The 16,697-nt window shown below is 60.9% G+C and carries 14 protein-coding genes; 3 read left to right on the top strand and 11 right to left on the bottom strand.

Features of this window, described 5'->3' with window-relative positions; genetic code table 11:
* Positions 1-107: 107 nt before the first annotated feature.
* A complete protein-coding gene (locus QRN20_RS26195; protein ID WP_029244527.1) occupies positions 108-692 on the bottom strand; it encodes a flavin reductase family protein in 585 nt (194 codons plus the stop codon).
* A gap of 145 nt (positions 693-837) precedes the next feature.
* Between QRN20_RS26195 and QRN20_RS26190 the strand changes: the two genes are divergently transcribed.
* Positions 838-1,461, top strand: a complete 624-nt coding sequence (locus QRN20_RS26190; RefSeq protein WP_058431298.1) for a nucleotidyltransferase family protein — start codon at positions 838-840, stop codon at positions 1,459-1,461.
* Here the strand turns inward: QRN20_RS26190 and QRN20_RS26185 are convergent.
* The 4 genes from QRN20_RS26185 to QRN20_RS26170 are packed head-to-tail and all read right to left on the bottom strand — an operon-like array spanning position 1,442 to position 6,302.
* Entirely contained in the window at positions 1,442-2,410 is a 969-nt protein-coding gene (locus QRN20_RS26185) for an XdhC family protein (protein WP_096768327.1), read from the bottom strand. The two genes, QRN20_RS26190 and QRN20_RS26185, sit on opposite strands and share 20 nt — an antisense overlap.
* Before the next feature lie 2 nt (positions 2,411-2,412).
* Positions 2,413-4,629, bottom strand: coding sequence for a xanthine dehydrogenase family protein molybdopterin-binding subunit (locus QRN20_RS26180; RefSeq protein ID WP_029244524.1), 2,217 nt, complete (start codon positions 4,627-4,629; stop codon positions 2,413-2,415).
* A gap of 9 nt (positions 4,630-4,638) precedes the next feature.
* Positions 4,639-5,622, bottom strand: a complete 984-nt coding sequence (locus QRN20_RS26175; RefSeq protein WP_029244523.1) for an FAD binding domain-containing protein — start codon at positions 5,620-5,622, stop codon at positions 4,639-4,641.
* Positions 5,622-6,302: a (2Fe-2S)-binding protein gene (locus tag QRN20_RS26170; RefSeq protein ID WP_029244522.1), complete on the bottom strand. Its 681-nt coding sequence runs from the start codon at positions 6,300-6,302 to the stop codon at positions 5,622-5,624. Before QRN20_RS26170 ends, QRN20_RS26175 begins: the two co-directional genes overlap by 1 nt.
* Before the next feature lie 985 nt (positions 6,303-7,287).
* On the opposite strand from QRN20_RS26170, the gene mqo reads away from it, so the two are divergent.
* Both mqo and QRN20_RS26160 read left to right on the top strand, forming a co-directional pair.
* On the top strand, positions 7,288-8,934 hold the full coding sequence (gene mqo / locus QRN20_RS26165; RefSeq protein ID WP_029244521.1) for a malate dehydrogenase (quinone): 1,647 nt from the start codon (positions 7,288-7,290) through the stop codon (positions 8,932-8,934).
* 530 nt (positions 8,935-9,464) lie between these two features.
* On the top strand, positions 9,465-12,284 hold the full coding sequence (locus QRN20_RS26160; protein ID WP_096768330.1) for an ATP-binding protein: 2,820 nt from the start codon (positions 9,465-9,467) through the stop codon (positions 12,282-12,284).
* 16 nt (positions 12,285-12,300) lie between these two features.
* Here the strand turns inward: QRN20_RS26160 and QRN20_RS26155 are convergent, their stop codons facing one another.
* Genes QRN20_RS26155 through QRN20_RS26130 form a run of 6 tightly spaced genes read right to left on the bottom strand, consistent with a single transcriptional unit; the run spans position 12,301 to position 16,648 of the window.
* Complete coding sequence (locus QRN20_RS26155; RefSeq protein WP_122434406.1) at positions 12,301-13,347, bottom strand: EscU/YscU/HrcU family type III secretion system export apparatus switch protein; 1,047 nt, start codon at positions 13,345-13,347, stop codon at positions 12,301-12,303.
* Positions 13,347-14,162 (bottom strand): type III secretion system export apparatus subunit SctT, encoded by an 816-nt coding sequence (gene sctT / locus QRN20_RS26150; protein ID WP_004886398.1) that lies wholly within the window; start codon positions 14,160-14,162, stop codon positions 13,347-13,349. Before sctT ends, QRN20_RS26155 begins: the two co-directional genes overlap by 1 nt.
* 6 nt (positions 14,163-14,168) lie before the next feature.
* Positions 14,169-14,438, bottom strand: a complete 270-nt coding sequence (locus QRN20_RS26145; RefSeq protein ID WP_004886396.1) for an EscS/YscS/HrcS family type III secretion system export apparatus protein — start codon at positions 14,436-14,438, stop codon at positions 14,169-14,171.
* Positions 14,439-14,442: 4 nt separating this feature from the next.
* The gene (gene sctR, locus QRN20_RS26140; RefSeq protein ID WP_004886393.1) at positions 14,443-15,099 is read right to left on the bottom strand and encodes a type III secretion system export apparatus subunit SctR; all 657 of its coding nucleotides are present in this window, start codon (positions 15,097-15,099) and stop codon (positions 14,443-14,445) included.
* Positions 15,096-16,139, bottom strand: a complete 1,044-nt coding sequence (sctQ, locus tag QRN20_RS26135) for a type III secretion system cytoplasmic ring protein SctQ (protein WP_096768331.1) — start codon at positions 16,137-16,139, stop codon at positions 15,096-15,098. The genes sctR and sctQ overlap by 4 nt, the downstream gene beginning before the upstream one ends.
* On the bottom strand, positions 16,136-16,648 hold the full coding sequence (locus tag QRN20_RS26130; protein ID WP_096768332.1) for a hypothetical protein: 513 nt from the start codon (positions 16,646-16,648) through the stop codon (positions 16,136-16,138). Before QRN20_RS26130 ends, sctQ begins: the two co-directional genes overlap by 4 nt.
* Positions 16,649-16,697 lie beyond the last annotated feature (49 nt).

Here is a 16,697-nt window from a genome sequence, read left to right as displayed (position 1 = left end):
CAGTGCCGCTGTCTCACTGGATAGCCAGATGACTTGTGTATAACGATGAGTGCTCTGCGTGGGCATGCAGCCCGGGACGCTCCGCGTCCCATTTGCAGCGGCAACTGTTACTCCGTTTCTGTCTCCACCACCGCAGCGTCGCCAATGGTGTAGAAATGCCCGCCTGCCACGTAGTGCAGGCTGCGCCATTTCGGGTCGGCTGTTTCGAATTCCCAGTGCCCGTCACGGAACACGCGGGTATCCGCCCAGGCACCGACGACTTCGGCGATGAACAGGTCGTAGGTCTGCTCGTTATGGGGCTCAGGGATGACCTTGCAGATCAGCCAGGCGGAACACCCGGCGACCAAAGGCGTGTCGTGCCCTTCAATTCGGAACAGTTCGGCGCCCGCCTTCTCCAGTTTGTCCGGGGTGAAGATCAGGCTCTGGGTGCCCACTTCAAAGGTCAGGTTCAACTGGTCGCGATTGGGCACCTGCAGGGCAAAGTAACCGCTGTTTTCCACCAGGCTGCGGGTTTTGGTCATCTTGTCGATCACCAGCGTCACCTTGGGCGGCGAGAAGTCCAGCGCACAGGCCCAGGCCGCGGCCATGACGTTATGAACGCCATCGTGAGCGGATGACACCAGCACGGTAGGACCGTGATTGAGCAGGCGGTAGGCCTTTTCCATCTCGACTGGGCGGATATGATTGTCCACGTGAAACCCTCGAAAATGTAAATCTTGTCACTGCAAAAAGGCAGCGGAATCAGGCATTGTGCGTGTCTCACGCGTAGGTCATCGTGTGTCTGAGTGGATGACGAACCGGCCCTGTTCCCTTCACCTTTTTTCAAAAGGCTTCGGATTGACCAGCATAGACAGCCCAATTCCCCAAGTGTTCGCCCTGCTCCTTGCCGCAGGTCGCAGCCGCCGTTTCGATGGCGACAAGCGTCGCGCCACTCTGCCCTGCGGTCGCACCATGCTGCGCGCAAGCATCGACAACGCCGTGGGCGCATTCAGCGAGGTCTGGGTGGTTGTGAGAGAAGAGGATGATGCGGACCTGCTGGGCGTTCCGCAGCCAGTGAAGGTAGTGCGCAGTCCGCAGGCCGATCTGGGCATGGGACACAGTCTGGCCAGCGGTATCGAGGCACTCATGCCATCCCGCGCCGACGCGGTCGCTGTGCTGTTGGCCGACATGCCGTGGATACAACCCGCCACCCTGCAAGCCCTCGCCCGCATGGCCAATCCAGGACGTATCGCCCTGCCCGGCCATGACGGACAACGCGGGCATCCGGTGATCATCGGGCGCGAGTTCTGGCCGTTATTGCTGAACCTTGAAGGCGATCAAGGCGCAAAATCGATCATCAAAAGCCATCCCGAGCTGTGCGATGTGCTGGTGTGTGACGATCCCGGCATCCTGCGCGACGCCGATACGCAAGCGGCGCTGGCACTTGCCTGCCAGACGTTCGTCAAAGCTGCTGGCGACTGACGCCGTTGGCTACCCGCAGGATATCGGCCATCACCGCGATAGCGATCTCGGCCGGGGTCTTGCTGCCCAGATTGAGGCCGATGGGCGCATGAATCCGCGCCAGCGCCTCGTCATCCAGTCCGCCAATCCGTGCCAGTCGCTCCTTGCGCTTGCTGCTGGTGCGCATCGAACCCATGGCACCGATATAAAACGCCTCGGTGCGCACGGCTTCAAGCATGGTCAGATCATCCAGCTTCGGATCATGAGTCAGAGCCAGCACAGCCGTTGACGCATGACAGCCGCCTTCGGCAATGAACACCGCAGGCAGCACGTCGCGCACTTCGACACCCGGCATCGAGAAACCGGCCGTGACCTCGATACGAGGGTCACAAACGATGACTTCATAGCCCATGGCAACGGCAAAACTGGCGCAGAATTCGGCCACCGGCGACAGCCCGGCCAACAGCACGCGGTAGACCGCGCCCATGCGGATGCTGATGCGTTCCCTCTCGACCTGCACCCGCGACTCGCCCAACGCAGCCGGACCGGTACTGCGCTGGACACCGCCCAGCACGACCTCGCGGCCGATCACCGTGCGTCCGGCAAGGGCCTGTTCTACTGCGGCCAGATGCCGGTCGGTTTCAGGGCTGGGCGTCATGCATTCGATCAGCACATCCAGCACACCGCCACAGGGCAGCGCCAGAGTCGGTGCCAGACCGCCCTCCCCGTAACGCACAATCTGGTTGACCGGCTCGAATTGACCGGCCGTCAAACGCTCCAGAAAGTCCTCTTCCACGCAGCCGCCGGACAGTGACCCTCGATGTTCACCACTGCTCAACGCGACCAGCATCGCCCCCGGTCCGCGCGGGGCGGAACCGAAGGTAGAGAGGACGGTGCAGAGCCACACGGATTTGCCTGTCGCCAGCCAGTCACGCGCCTGCTGAATGACCTGCAAGTCAAGTTGCTTCATCTCTACAGCCCTGCCATCAGCTTTTCTTTGGTGATAGGCAAATTACGCACCCGTTTGCCCGTGGCGTGGTACACGGCATTGGCCACCGCAGCGGCGAGACCGGTCACGCCGATTTCGCCGATGCCACGCGCGCCAAACTCACCGATGTTGTGATCCGGGTAATCCAGCAGAATCACGTCGATTTCGGGCTGGTCCGCATGCACGGGAACCACGTACTCGGCGTAGTTGTTGTTGACCGGCAAACCAGTGCGCGGGTCGTACTCGGCGGCTTCGAACATGGCCATGCCGATGCCCATCACTATCGCGCCCTCCACCTGATTGCGCGCCGCCAGCGGGTTGACCACTTTGCCGACGTCGATGGCGCTGACCACTCGCGAGACCCGCAGGCTTGAAATGCCCGGATCCCAACGCACCTCGACAAAGTGCACGCCAAACGAGCGGAACGAGAACTTGTCGGAAGATTGCATGCCGCTCTGAAAATTGCCTTCGGCACGAGACAGACGCTGACCTTTCAGGACGTCGACAAAACTGACGCGCTGCTCACCGGACACCAGTTGACCGTTTTCGACCATGATCGAATCAACCGGCTGACCTGCAAAGGCCGCATTCTTGCCCACCGAATACTGACGGAGTTTCTGTAGCGCCTCGCGCGTGGCACCGGCAATCGCCGGCATCACACTGGCAGTAACCCAGGAACCGCCGGACACCGGACCTGCCGGAAACGATGAGCTGCCCAGCTCCACTTCAACGCGATCCATCGGGATGCCGGTGAGTTGGCTGACAGTCTGGGCGATGATGGTGTACGTACCGGTGCCGATGTCCTGCAAACCGCACTGCGCCAGGGCTGTGCCGTCGGAGCGCAGGATCACGCGTGCATCGGTCGGCACCTGAAAGGCCTCCCAGTTGCAGGCACCCATGCCGTAACCGACGATCTCATCGCCGTCGCGCATCGAGCCAACCTCGGCCTTGCGCGCCTGCCAGCCGAAACGCTCGGCCGCCTGATCAATGGCTTCTGGCAAGTGATTGCTGGACCACGGCAGGCCCTGACTCTGGTCCATCTCCGACAGATTCAGCTTGCGAAACGCCAGCGGGTCCATGCCGTTGGCCAGCGCCAGCTCGTCGATAGCCGACTCCAGCGCAAACAGGCCCGGTGCAGCGCCAGGCGCACGCATCGAGGTCGGCGTACCGCGATTGACTGCAGCAATGCGGTGGCTGACCAGCACGTTGTCGCAGCCGTACAGGCTCTTGGTCACACCGCCACAGGTTTCGGTGTAGTCGTCGAGCGTCGAAGTGCTGTTGAAGGACTCGTGACGGATCGAGACCAGCTTGCCGTTCGCATCGCTGGCCAGACGCAGTCGCTGCCGCGTTTCCGGACGATGACCGACCGTGGTGAACATTTGCGCGCGGGGCAATACCAACTGGACCGGGCGTTTGGTCACCTTTGACGCTGCACAGGCGGCGACCGAGTGCGGCCATGGCCAGAGCTTGCCACCGAACCCGGAACCAATGAACGGCGCACGCACTTCGACACGGTCCGGCGGCAGGTCGAATACGTTTGCCAGCAGATTGCGATGGTTCACGACACCCTGGGTGCTTTCATACACGTAGAGCTTGCCGTCCTGCCACCACGCGGTGCTTGCGTGCATCTCCATCGGGTTATGCACTTCGACCGGGGTGGTATAGGTCTGATCGACCTTTCTGCTCGCGGCGAGGAACGCCCCGTCCGGATTGCCACGTGTATGCCCGGCACCGCCGTCGCGGGCGCCATTGTTGCGCAGCGCTTCCTGCAAATCCTTGACCGGTTTGTTCTCCTGATAGTCGACCTTGACCCGATGAGCCGCAGCCCTGGCCTGCTCGAAACTCTCGGCCACGACCAGCGCCACGAACTGGCCTGGGTAATAGACCCGATCATCCTCGAACGGCAGGCGATGCTCATCGGCCTTGCTCGCCGACAACAGCGTCGCAAAACTGAACGCCGTTTCAGGCGTACGGTGCAACTCGGGGAAATGGCCGTGATGGAAGACCTCGACCACGCCGGGCATCTTGCGCGCGTCCTGATCGTTGACCGCGAGTATCCGGCCACTGCCGATGGTGCTGTAGACGCCGTACGCGTACAGCATGTCTTTCATGGGGTGGTCGGCTGCATAACGCGCCTCGCCACTGACTTTCTTGCCGCCGTCGATACGACGCTGCGGGATACCGATAATCTGTTCGCTCATGGAAAATTCCTACGCCGTTAGGTCACGAAGATTGCGGACGATGACCTGCTCACCCAGCGGGATCTTGAAGGCGTTATGTTCGTAGGCTTTGGAGCCTTTCATGGCCAGGGCAGCCACCCTGGCGAAAGTGTCCATGTCGGCACGCTGACCGATCAGTGCACGCTCGGCCTCGACCGCGCGCCACGGTTTGGTGCCGACGCCGCCCAGCGCGATGCGCGCATCGGTGACACGTTTGCCGTCCGTCACCACGATGATCGCGCTGGAGGCCAAGGCGAACTGATACGAGGTGCGGTCACGCAGCTTCAGATAACCGGAACGACTGCCCGACAGCGGCGCGTCGAGGGTCACGTGGGTGACCAGTTCATGAGGCGCCAGCGCATGCTCGCGTTCAGGTGTGGTGCCCGGCAGCAAATGGAAGTCGGCGAAAGGAATGTCCCGGCTGCCATTCGGCCCCTGCACGGTGACCTGCGCGCCCACTGCCGCCATGCCCACGCACATGTCCGAAGGATGGGTTGCGATGCAGTGATCGCTGGTGCCCAGTACGGCGTGCACGCTGCGGTTCATCCCGCCGATGGCGGCGCAGCCTGAGCCCGGCTCACGCTTGTTGCAGGCCGAGATCCCGTCGCGAAAGTACGGGCAACGCACGCGCTGCATGAGGTTGCCCGCCGTGGTGGCCTTGTTGCGCAGTTGCGTGGAAGCACCTGCCAGCAGGGCTTGCGACAGGACCGGGTAGCGCTCCCGGACCAGAGGATGACTGGCCAGCGCCGTATTGCTGACCAACGCGCCAATGCGCAGACGGCCGTCCGGCAGCGATTCGATCTGTTTGAGTGCCAGGTGATTGATATCCACCAGTTGCCCGGGTTGCATGATGTCGAGCTTGACCAGGTCCAGCAGCGTCGTGCCGCCTGCCAGATAGAAACGCTCACCCTCGCCTGAAGCCGTACTGACGGCCTGTGCAGGTGTGGTGGCCTTGGCATAATCGAAGGTTCTCATCAGACCGTTCCCCCTGCCTTCGGCATCTTCGAGCGCGCCGACTGCACCGCCGACAGAATGTTCTTGTAGGCCCCGCAGCGGCAGATGTTGCCGCTCATGGCTTCGCGGACGCTGGCGTCATCGGAGGGGATATTCGGGTCGTTGAGAATCGCCACGGCGCTCATGATCTGGCCCGAGGTGCAATAACCGCACTGATAGGCATCGTGTTCCCAGAAAGCTTCCTGCACCGGATGCAGCGTGCCGTTCTCGGCGAGCCCTTCGATGGTGGTGATGCTGTCGCCATCGTGCTGAATGGCAATCGACAGGCAGGAGTTGATGGCCACCCCGTTGACCAGCAGCGTGCATGCCCCGCACTGGCCGTGGTCACAACCCTTCTTGGTACCGGTCAGTTGCAGGCGGTCACGCAGAACATCAAGGAGGACGGCATTGGCCGGTACGTTCAGTGCGTGAGTCTGGCCATTGACCTTCAATTGAATGCGGTGCTCGCCGACGCCGGGGGCGTCAGTATCTTCCACCACGACCGGCGCGGGCGCAGGCGCGGCCTGCAGCATCCCGTCGGCAGGTATCCAGGTCGACAGGGTCGCGGCGGCGATTCCGGACGCTCCGAACTTCAGAAAATTGCGTCGTGAAGGCTGCACGGCGTCGGCGACAGTTCCTTTGTGCGTCTTGGTATCACTCATCAGAATCACCTTGTCATAGCCGTCACTGCTGTGAAGTGGCGGGCGTTATTTATTGTGCTGGGCGTGGTGGTGTGGCGAGGGCTGGTTCAGGTCCCTTCAACGCATGCAGTCCCGGCAGAAACGTGCCAGGAGCGTCATGGCATTATGGTTGGCATATGTCTTTAACTGACTGACACGCTGAAAGTTCAACGTTTTGCTCGAGGTCCGGATCAGGCAGCTGTTGCGGGATGTTTACGGATCATCGTCTTTGGCGCACGACATTCAGGACGAGCAGCGCCGGGACATGCATTGGCTGAGTAATGACGTTAGCACCCGACTCAATGGAGTATTAGCTGCCGCGCGTTACTTGAAGTCATGAGGAATGCTCATCAATGCTCGGCATTGGGTACGCACGATGCTGGCCGGGCTTGCAGGCGGGGGGTTTGAGCGGAACGAGGGCAAATGACCATGCCGCATTTCGGCCAAAACACGGTCAAGGCCTCAAGGTAACGGCGGGCGTGACGATAAAATCTGGACACGCCTTGTTTCGTTTGGTCGGGCGTAAGGATGTCGGTGTGTAGATAACACCTCGCGTAGACACCTCACAATATGCGAAAATGCCGCGTCTTGCCGATATGGCACCATGGCGTGCCGTCCCGGACGAGCGCAAAAAATACGCCTAAGAGCGTGTCTCCATGACCCCCATGCGGCGTCCAAGACTCCGTGAACAGGCTGATCAGATGCGCATTGCGCAATACGACGGGATTTGTTTCCCGATGTTGCGTTGCATCAATTGGCACATGTCGCTTCATGACGCTGAATCCAACGACGATAAGAAGCCAGCGCAGTAGGACATAAAGTGAGGTCTTGAGCAGTATTATATTGGCCTTGTATGTCCACCTCTAGCCCCTGAAGGTGCGGGCGTTTGTCGCATGCTTGCGGTGTACGCAGAATCCGGATCCCCCAGGAGCTGTCGGCGGATGGCATTTATCAAATGGATTACAGCATGTTGAAGAAAGTGAACACGGCCCTTCTGGGTCTGGCGATGTCGCTCGGGATGATGCCCGCGCACTCCGCCGAAGCCAAGAAAGTAGATGTACTGATGGTCGGCGGCGGCATCATGAGCGCCACCCTGGCAGTCTGGCTCAACGAGCTTGAGCCGAGCTGGTCCATGGAAATGGTCGAGCGCCTCGACGGCGTGGCCGAAGAAAGCTCCAACGGCTGGAACAACGCCGGTACCGGTCACTCCGCCCTGGCCGAGCTGAACTACACCCCGGAAGACAAGAACGGCAACGTCGACATCTCCAAGGCCATCGAGATCAACGAAGCGTTCCAGATCTCTCGTCAATTCTGGTCCTGGCAGGTCAAGACCGGCGTTCTGAAGAACCCGCGTTCGTTCATCAACTCCACGCCGCACATGAGCTTCGTGTGGGGCGACGACAATATCAAGTTCCTGCGCAAGCGTTACGCAGCACTGCAATCGAGCCCGCTGTTCAGCGGCATGCAGTACTCCGAGGACCACGAGCAGATCAAGAAGTGGGTTCCATTGATGATGGAAGGTCGTGACCCGGCGCAGAAGCTGGCCGTGACCTGGAGCCCGATTGGCACCGACGTGAACTTCGGCGAGATCACCCGTCAGTTCGTCGCCAACCTGCAGACCAAATCCAACTTCGATCTGAAGCTGTCGAGTGAAGTCCAGGACATCACCCGCAATGACGACGGCAGCTGGCGCGTCAAGTACAAGAACCTGAAAGACGGTACCGAAACCGAGACCGATACCAAGTTCCTGTTCATCGGTGCCGGCGGTGCCGCACTGCACCTGCTGCAAGAGTCGGGTATTCCTGAAGCCAAGGAATACGGCGGCTTCCCGGTCGGCGGTTCGTGGCTGGTAACCGAGAACCCTACCCTGGCCATGCAACACATGGGCAAGGCTTACGGTATCGCGTCCACTGGCGCGCCACCCATGTCGGTTCCGCACCTGGACACCCGTGTTCTGGACGGTAAGCGCGTGATCCTGTTTGGCCCATTCGCGACCTTCTCTACGAAGTTCCTGAAAAACGGTTCCTACCTGGACCTGCTGACCAGCACCACCACGCATAACGTGTGGCCAATGACCCGCGTCGGCATCGCTCAGTACCCACTGATCGAATACCTGGCTGGCCAGGTCATGATGTCCGATGACGACCGTTTTGCTGCCCTGCAGCAGTACTTCCCGAACGCCAAGAAAGAAGACTGGCGCCTGATGCAGGCCGGTCAGCGCGTTCAGATCATCAAGCGTGACGAAGAGAAAGGCGGCGTCCTGAAACTGGGTACCGAAATCGTTGCGTCCAAGGACGGCTCCATTGCCGGTCTGCTGGGTGCTTCGCCAGGTGCTTCGACGGCTGCTCCGATCATGCTCGGCGTGCTTGAGAAAGTGTTCAAGGACAAGGTAGCGACTCCGGCCTGGCAGGAAAAACTGCACCAGATCGTTCCAAGCTACGGCACCAAGCTGAACGAAAACCCGGATCGCGTTGCACAGGAATGGGCCTACACCGCCGAAACCCTGCAACTGACTCCACCGCCACCTGTAAACAAGGCAACGGCCGCTGCTGCGCCTGCTGCCCAGCCTGCAGAGAAGCGTGAAAGCAACCCTGCCAGTGACATGGCGCTGTAAGGCCCTCAAGCCTGAAGCAAGGCCCTGTCGGATCTGATTCTGGCAGGGCTGACCCGATGTCACCCTAGACACCCTGCAAGAGCGCTGCTTTTGCAGGGTGTTTTGTTTTACCGTCCACACAGACCGCTCACGGCAACGTCCTGTTGCTCAACGTGAATACTCCGCTCCGCCCTATCCGCTGAACGGCATTGCAAAGGAACCCCGCCGGGTGATCGCCTTGATGTCGGCGCATTTCTTGCTGCGCTATTGGCAAAGCACAGGGTAGGACGTCCTCGAACGGCGACCTGTCAAGCCCTTACGAAACTCTACACAGGAAACCCGTCACGCATGTCCGTATCCATCCCCTGTTTGGCCGAATCATACCCCTTGGTGTAATAAGTAATTGATTCAAATGCTATAAGCTCGGCCGGTCATGACTACGTCAGGGTAGGCAATAAACAACCCGCTCCCAGCGCCGGTGCACAGATCGACACCGTCATGCTCCGCCACGATGCGCAAGCACTGCTGTTACTTCTGATACAGGTCTAACCATGGATTTTGAAGCAAGCGGTACGGCTACACAGATCGATTTCGTAACAGATAAAGGACCCGGTCCCGAGGAAGCTATTCGCTTCGGGGCCTTTGTGCTGCTTCCACGCCAACAGGTGCTGTTCAAACACTCGCAGCCTGTGCCCTTGGGCAGTCGCGCCATGTCGTTGCTGGTCGCACTTGCCTCACGTCCCGGCGAGCTGCTGGAGAAAGCTGAACTGCTGGCCGTGGCCTGGCCGAAGGCAGTGGTTGAAGAGTGCAACCTTCGCGCGCAGATCGTCGCCCTGCGCAGAGCACTGGAAGACGATGAAGACTTCAGCTGTATCGTGACCGTACCGGGTCGCGGCTATCGGTTCAGCGCGCCTGTGACGGTTCAGACCGCGCCACAGGCCGTCGCTCCGCCTCCTGAACCTGTGGCACCGTTCCAGGACGCCAAACAGCCCGTACTGGGCCGTGATGACCTGATTCGCCGCCTGACCGAACAGCTTCTGACCCAGCGATTACTGACCCTCACCGGCCCCGGTGGCGTCGGCAAGACCACCGTCGCGCTGGCTCTGGCTGACAGCCTCGCTACCCGATCATCGCTGAGCAGCGCATTTCTCGACCTGACGCCCGTCAGTGGCGCCCAGTCGGTAAAGGGCATGATCGCCAGTGCGCTTGGCCTCAACGCAGACGATGAGAACCTTCTGCTGGATATTCCGGGGGAGCTGGCAGAGCGCCCGCAGTTGCTGGTACTCGACAACTGCGAACATGTGCTGGAAGAGACCGCCACAGCGGTCGAAGCCTTGCTGGCCAACACCACGCGATGCTGCGTGGTGGTCACCAGCCGTGAGCCGTTAAGGGCAAATGGAGAATGTGTCCACGAACTGGCGTCCCTGCAGGTGCCTGGCGAACATCCGCCATTGACCGCAGCCGAGGCGCTCACGTTTTCCGGTGTGGAATTGTTCATTACCCGAGTCCGGGAGCAGGATCCCGGCTTTGTCTTCCATGATCGCGATACGCAAAGTGTGGCAGCGATCTGTCGCAAGCTGGACGGCAACCCGCTGGCAATCGAGTTGGCCGCCGCCCGCGTCCGGACGTTTGGCATTCATGAACTGGTCGGCCTGCTCGATGGCAGCTTCCGCCTGCAGATGACCGGACGCCGCACCGCCCTGCCCCGTCAGCGCTCTTTGAGTGCAGCACTGGACTGGACCTACGGCATGCTCACCGGACACGAGCAGGCGCTGTTGCGACAGCTGTCCATTTTCAATGGCTCGTTCGCACTGGACGGGGTCATGGCGACGGTCAATATCGGTCTGCCCGATGTGCGCATGACCCTGCCGATGCTGGAAAGCCTGCTGGACAAATCATTGCTTGGACGGTTCGATCACAGCCACGGCAAACGCTTTCGGCTGCTGGAAACGACCCGTCTGTACGCCCATGAAAAACTGGTGCAGCTCGATGACCTGGATCGCCTGTCGCGCGCTCATGCCAACTGGGCCCTGAGCCTGCTCGACGAGGCCAGGCTGGACCTGGACCGGTTGTCCCATGACGCCTGGACTCGGCGTTACGCGGTGGAGATCGATACCGTGCGCGCCGCCCTCGCCTGGGCCTTTTCCCCCGAGGGCGACCGGCAGATTGGCGTCGAGCTCACGTTACGCAGCGCTCCGTTGTGGATGAGGCTATCGCTGGTCCATGAATACCAGGACTGGGTCAACCATGGCCTGCCTCGCCATGTGGAGATGGCGCAGATGGACCGGCACCAGCGCATGCGGCTGCTGACGGTGTCGGGCAGCATCCTGATGCTCACGTATGGCGCCGGACAGAAAATGCGCGAGATCTGGCAACAGGTGGGCGAGGACGCCGACGCACTGAACGACACGGAATACCGCCTGCGCGCGTTGTGGGGACAATGGAACGACCATACCTGCAGTAATCGCCACGTCCAGGGCCGACAGATCGCCCTGCAGTTTCTGGCGCTTGGCAAGGATCACCGGATCGCCGATTGCCAGCTACTGGGCAAACGCATGCGGGCCACCAGCGCGTTCTATATGGGCGACATGAAAACCGCCAGTCAGGCCGCTCATGAAGCCCTGGGCGCACCTCTTTCAGCATCTTCCTATGCCGTGGACATGCATTTCGACCAGCGTATCGCCGCCCAGTCGCTGAGGGCGCAAGTGCAGTTGATGGTGGGCAATATCGGGCAGGCCATGGTGGCACTGGACACCAACATCAGACAGGCCGTTGCGCTGGGGCACCCCGCCACGATCTGGTACACGCTGGCGTTCAGCGCCATTCCGGCCACCCTGATCGCTGGCACCCTGCACAAGACCCGGCAGTTTCTCGAATTGCTCAAACAGAGCAGCGAACGGCAGCCGCTGCATGTCTGGCGTCAGTTGACCTGCTGCTATGAAAGCATTCTGACCATTCGTGAAGGCGATGCGACAACGGGTACACCGCGGCTGGGCGAAGCGCTTCAGCAACTGCGTCGCCATGTGGAGACACCGCTGCACTCGATGCTCAATACCGAATACGTGCTGGGCCTAGCAGCGCTAGGGCTGCAACCGCTGGCGCTGGAGACGCTCGACGAACTGGTGGTCAATGCCGTGAAACGCAATGACCGCTGGTACCTCCCCGAGATGATGCGCATCAAGGCGCAACTGATGCTCGACCAACCCCAGGCGCATGCGCTGGAAGACGTCCGCACGGTGTTGGCCCAGGCGCTCGAAATATCGCGACAGGACGGCACGCATTTCTGGGCATGGCGCATCAACGCCGACCTCAATCGACTGAAGGTCGTCAACGGCACGCCAGCCACTCGATATCGCCCTGCCATGCATTGACAAGAGGCACACCGGGTCAGATCAACCGGTGTGCCACCAACGCGTCGGCAACCGCCTGAAAGGTGTTTTCCGGTACCGGATCACCGGCCACGCTGCGTTTGGCGATCTGTTCGGCAAGCCCGGCATCCGCCCACACTGCAATGCCCAGCGGTGCAGCCTGCGCCAGCAACTGGACGGACTCTTCAGGCGAACCTCGGCAGACCACCACCGGCACGGGCGTTTCGCCGCGCACATAACGCACGCCGACCACCCAGTTACCGCCGATGCCGATCATCAGCGACGCCCGTCCCAACCCCAGCTTCGTTGCCAGCGCCTGCATCTCGCGCCGCTGGCGCTGACGCTCGCGCTTGATCAATGGATCGCCGTCGACATCCTTGCGTTCGCGTTTCTGTTCACTGCGACTCATCTTCATGTCACGCCCGAACAGCCAGCGCTGCATCAGGACGTCCACCGCACCCACCAGCAGAAACGCCGCCAGCACGGTGAACACCAGCGGTTTGAGCACCAGGTAAAACGTCGATTCGATGCAGCCGGCACCACAGCGTGAAGACTCCATCAATGCCTGTAGCGCCTGGCGTCCGACGATGTAGAACGCCAGCGCCAGCAGCAACACCTTGACCAGCCCCTTGAGAAACTCGATCAGGTTGCGCATGGCGAAAATCCGTTTGAAGCCTTCGCCGGGATGGATGCGCTTGATGTCAGGCTTGACCGGTTCGACCGAAAACACCACGCCGCGCATGGTCACGATATTGGTCAGGATGACCGCCGCGACGGTCACGGCGACCACCGGCAAAGTGATGCCCAGCACGATTTGCTCGGCATGGTCGAGCAGCCTTGGCCAGACGTCGGCAAACGGTTCTATGTAGATGTGCGCTGTCAGGTCGATCAACGCCTCGACCTGAGCGCGGGCCCTGGGCAACAGCACGGCAATGCACAGCGTACACAGCAGAATAACCACGCCGGACACCAGATCCTGACTCTTGGCGACCTGGCCCTTCTTGCGTGCGTCACGCAGCTTTTTGTCTGTGGCCGGCTGGCTTTTCTCCTCGCTGGTATCGGCCATTACGGTGCCTCGCTCGCGAGCGCCTTGAGCACCTCGACCGTCCCTCGAAACTGCGCCAACTGGTCAATCATCACCGGGATCAGGAAGCTGATGTACACCACCATCAACACCGCAAAAAACAGGTTCTTGACCGGAAGCGACAAGTCGAAAATATGCAGGCTCGGCGCCATTCGCGACAGATACGCCAGCATCAGATCGGTGATCAGCATTGCCACCAGTAGCGGCGCCACCATCAATACGCCGATGCGCATCACCTGATCCAGAATCGCCAGAATCGACATGAGTGCGGCGCTGCTGAACAACGGAGTGAACTCGGTCACCGGCCATAACTGGTAGCTGTGGTAATAGCCATCGACCATCAGGATGAAGCCGCCTGACATGAAGAACAGTGCAATCAGCATCACCGTGAACAGCGTGGCCATGACACTGGCCTCGCCCTGCCCCAGAGGATCCACCAGTTGCTCCATGGTCGAGCCACGCTGCAGATCGATCAGTTCACCGGCCACTTCCGCAGCCCAGAATGGAATGCCGAACAACAGACCGATGAGCAGCCCGATCAGCAATTCCTTGACCATCAACCCGGCCAGAAAGAACCCGCTGTGTTCGGGCATCGACGTGAACGCAGTGAATACCGGCAGAATCATTGGCACGGATATCGCCACTGCGACGCAGCCACGAATCATCCCGGTCAGCCCGAGGCGATTGAACGCCGGTGTGATGATCACCACGCCCATCGCCCGTGAGGCCGCCAGCGATGCAGAGCTGATCACCGGATAGGCAATCTCGATGAATGCATTGGTCAGTTCGGCATCCATGGTGCGTCAGCGAGTCCACAACGGAAAATTGTCGAGCACCTGATTGCCCAGTTCGGCCACCTGCCCGGCCAGCAACGGCCCGACAAACACAATCACCAGCAACACCCCGACGAGTTTGACCACTTGAGGCAGGGTCTGGTCCTGGATCTGGGTCAGCGCCTGCAGCAGCCCCACACTCAGGCCGACGACGATGGCAACCGCCAGCGCAGGCGCCGAAAGCAGCAGCACCGTCATCAAGGCCTGGTTCATCAGCGAAAGAAACACATCCTGCCCCATGACGTCAGCCTCCGTAGCTCAGGATCAACCCATGCATCAGCCGCGACCAGCCGCTCAATGCCACGAACAGGAAGATCTTCAGGGGTATCGAAATGAGCGTCGGCGAGACCATCGACATGCCCATCGCCATCAGCACGTTGGAGACCAGCAGGTCGACCACCAGAAACGGTATGTACAACAGAAAGCCGATCTCGAAGGCACGGGTCAGCTCGGAACTGACGAACGCGGGGATCAGTACCACCAGATCGTCGTCACGCAAATCGGCGCGCGCTTCGGGTGACCAGATGGTTTCGGTCGCCTGAACGAAAAAACCACGCTCGTTCTCGTTGGCGTATTTCGATAAATGCGCCTGCAAGGGTGGCCGCAGTGCGCTGCCGAGTTCTTCGAGTTGCTGCACATTCTGCAGGCTCAGATCTCGCCCCTGAACCTGTCGGTACATGTCGCCGATCAAGGGCGTGGTCACGTAGACCGAGAGAATCAGGGCGATGCCGTACAGCACCAGATTCGGTGGCGTCTGCTGCACGCCCAAGGCGTTGCGAATCAGAAACAGCACCACGGATATCTTCATGAAACCGGTCAGTGTCACCACGGCCAGCGGAATCAGGCCAATGGTCGCAACGACCAGAATGATCTCGATGAGGTTCGGCTGATAGCCGTTCATGGCGCATTGAAACCCAGCAGGCGCACGCCCAGGCCATCACCAATGCGCACCAGTTCGCCCCGGCCTATGCGTCGTCCGTTCACCATCAGGTCCACCTCGTCCTGACCCGACGAGGCTAGCGGCAGCAGCGTCCCGGGGGCCATTGCGCGCAGTTGCTCAAGCGTCAGTTCGACACTGCCCAATTGGCAGACCAGCGTCAGCGGCAGCGCGTCCAGTGAGACATCCAGGTCCGGCATTACGGTAGGTTCATTCATTGCGTCATTCCTGTTGAAATGGGTTGCCGTGCTCGGGTCGGGGTCGGAACCGCTCCATGGTCCGCACCACTCGAGCGAACGACCCGAGCGTCGTGCGTGAGCCTGAAGGTGCTGACCGATGCGCAGACGAACCTGATCGTCAGGTAGCGTGTCGAGCATCACCACGTCGCCCGGCGCGAGACTGCGCAGCTCGTCCACGCGCAGCGGCGCATGTCCCGCCTCGGCACTCATCACCAGCCTGAGCGCTTGCAGCGCACCCTGATCAGGCATTGCGTGGCGCTCCAACAGAGCGGCGACGTGATCAGCTGCGACGCTGTTCATCCGCAGTTCCACGCGCGCTGCCGGGAAGTCTGCGATGTGCACCTCCAGCGTGACACCGAGGCAACGTGCCGTCGGGTCCGCGGCCCAGGGAGCCACCTGCAGGGGTTCACCCAGAATGGCTTCAAGGGGTTCGATCCAGCCCAGCCAGGCCTGCTCCAGCAACAACGCCTCGTTCTGGCGGTCAATGGCCGAGCCGGGTTGCCAGGTCATCCCGGACCGCTCAAACAAGGGCTCCGGCACCCTCAACTCGACCAATGTCTGGCCGATCATCAGGGCAACCGACACGCACGGTTGATCGACATCCCTACCGCAGGCCCACTGCACTCGCATCGGCTGACCGCGCAGCACGCCATGCCAGTCGGCCACTCGGCGATGCAGGCGGTTGTGCAGGCTGAGCACATCGGGGTCGAACGACGGCAGATCCGACAGCGCGGCGCCATTGAAGGAGGTTTCGTAAGCCGTCACCGCTCGCCTCCAGCGCCTGTTGCACTGCCTGCGTCGACGCTCAGGGCGTTATCGCTCGACGAGCCCGACTGCTCGGCTTCGTCGCGCTGCTCACCCAGACGCGTTTCGAGGCTCAGGCGCTGCTCAAGCAGGCTTTGCCATGCCTGGCTCTGTTGTTGACGTCGCCTGTGCTCGATGCGCAGCCGCTCACGAGCCTGCTCCTCGGTTTCAACGTTCAGCACAGCGGCGTTGACCTCGGCCTGCAGCGCCTCACGTTCTTCATCCAGTTGCTTGAGGTGCTCTTGGGCCGCCTGCCAGGCACTCACTGAAATGCCCTCGCTGAACAGACCGTAGGCCTGCTCTGCTTCCTGCGCGCGTCTCTCGCGGTGCAGGCGCAAGGTTTCTCTGGCCTGATCAAGGTGATGTTCGGTTTCAAGGCAACGCTTGCGTTGAGTGGCCAGATGAGCAGAGGCACGCTGCTCACGCAGCAGGCGCAGGGCTTGCAGGTTATGCAGATCAGCCGTCTTCATTGGGTTTCTCCGTGACGCAGCCCATTGGGACTTCCGTGGTTGAGTACGC

This window comes from Pseudomonas sp. fls2-241-TYG-175 (assembly GCF_030209155.1).
Taxonomy (GTDB): domain Bacteria; phylum Pseudomonadota; class Gammaproteobacteria; order Pseudomonadales; family Pseudomonadaceae; genus Aquipseudomonas; species Aquipseudomonas viridiflava.
Note: the sequence above shows the minus strand (reverse complement) of the source record. Positions and strands in the feature narration are given on the sequence as shown.

Bases quoted from the DNA above. Each gene is read 5' to 3' on its own strand.
- QRN20_RS26185 (WP_096768327.1), bottom strand. From the start codon at position 2,410: ATGAAGCAACTTGACTTGCAGGTCATTCAGCAGGCGCGTGACTGGCTG.
- QRN20_RS26180 (WP_029244524.1), bottom strand. From the start codon at position 4,629: ATGAGCGAACAGATTATCGGTATCCCGCAGCGTCGTATCGACGGCGGC.
- QRN20_RS26175 (WP_029244523.1), bottom strand. From the start codon at position 5,622: ATGAGAACCTTCGATTATGCCAAGGCCACCACACCTGCACAGGCCGTC.
- QRN20_RS26170 (WP_029244522.1), bottom strand. From the start codon at position 6,302: ATGAGTGATACCAAGACGCACAAAGGAACTGTCGCCGACGCCGTGCAG.
- mqo (WP_029244521.1), top strand. From the start codon at position 7,288: ATGTTGAAGAAAGTGAACACGGCCCTTCTGGGTCTGGCGATGTCGCTC.
- QRN20_RS26160 (WP_096768330.1), top strand. From the start codon at position 9,465: ATGGATTTTGAAGCAAGCGGTACGGCTACACAGATCGATTTCGTAACA.
- QRN20_RS26155 (WP_122434406.1), bottom strand. From the start codon at position 13,347: ATGGCCGATACCAGCGAGGAGAAAAGCCAGCCGGCCACAGACAAAAAG.
- sctT (WP_004886398.1), bottom strand. From the start codon at position 14,162: ATGGATGCCGAACTGACCAATGCATTCATCGAGATTGCCTATCCGGTG.
- QRN20_RS26145 (WP_004886396.1), bottom strand. From the start codon at position 14,438: ATGGGGCAGGATGTGTTTCTTTCGCTGATGAACCAGGCCTTGATGACG.
- sctR (WP_004886393.1), bottom strand. From the start codon at position 15,099: ATGAACGGCTATCAGCCGAACCTCATCGAGATCATTCTGGTCGTTGCG.
- QRN20_RS26130 (WP_096768332.1), bottom strand. From the start codon at position 16,648: ATGAAGACGGCTGATCTGCATAACCTGCAAGCCCTGCGCCTGCTGCGT.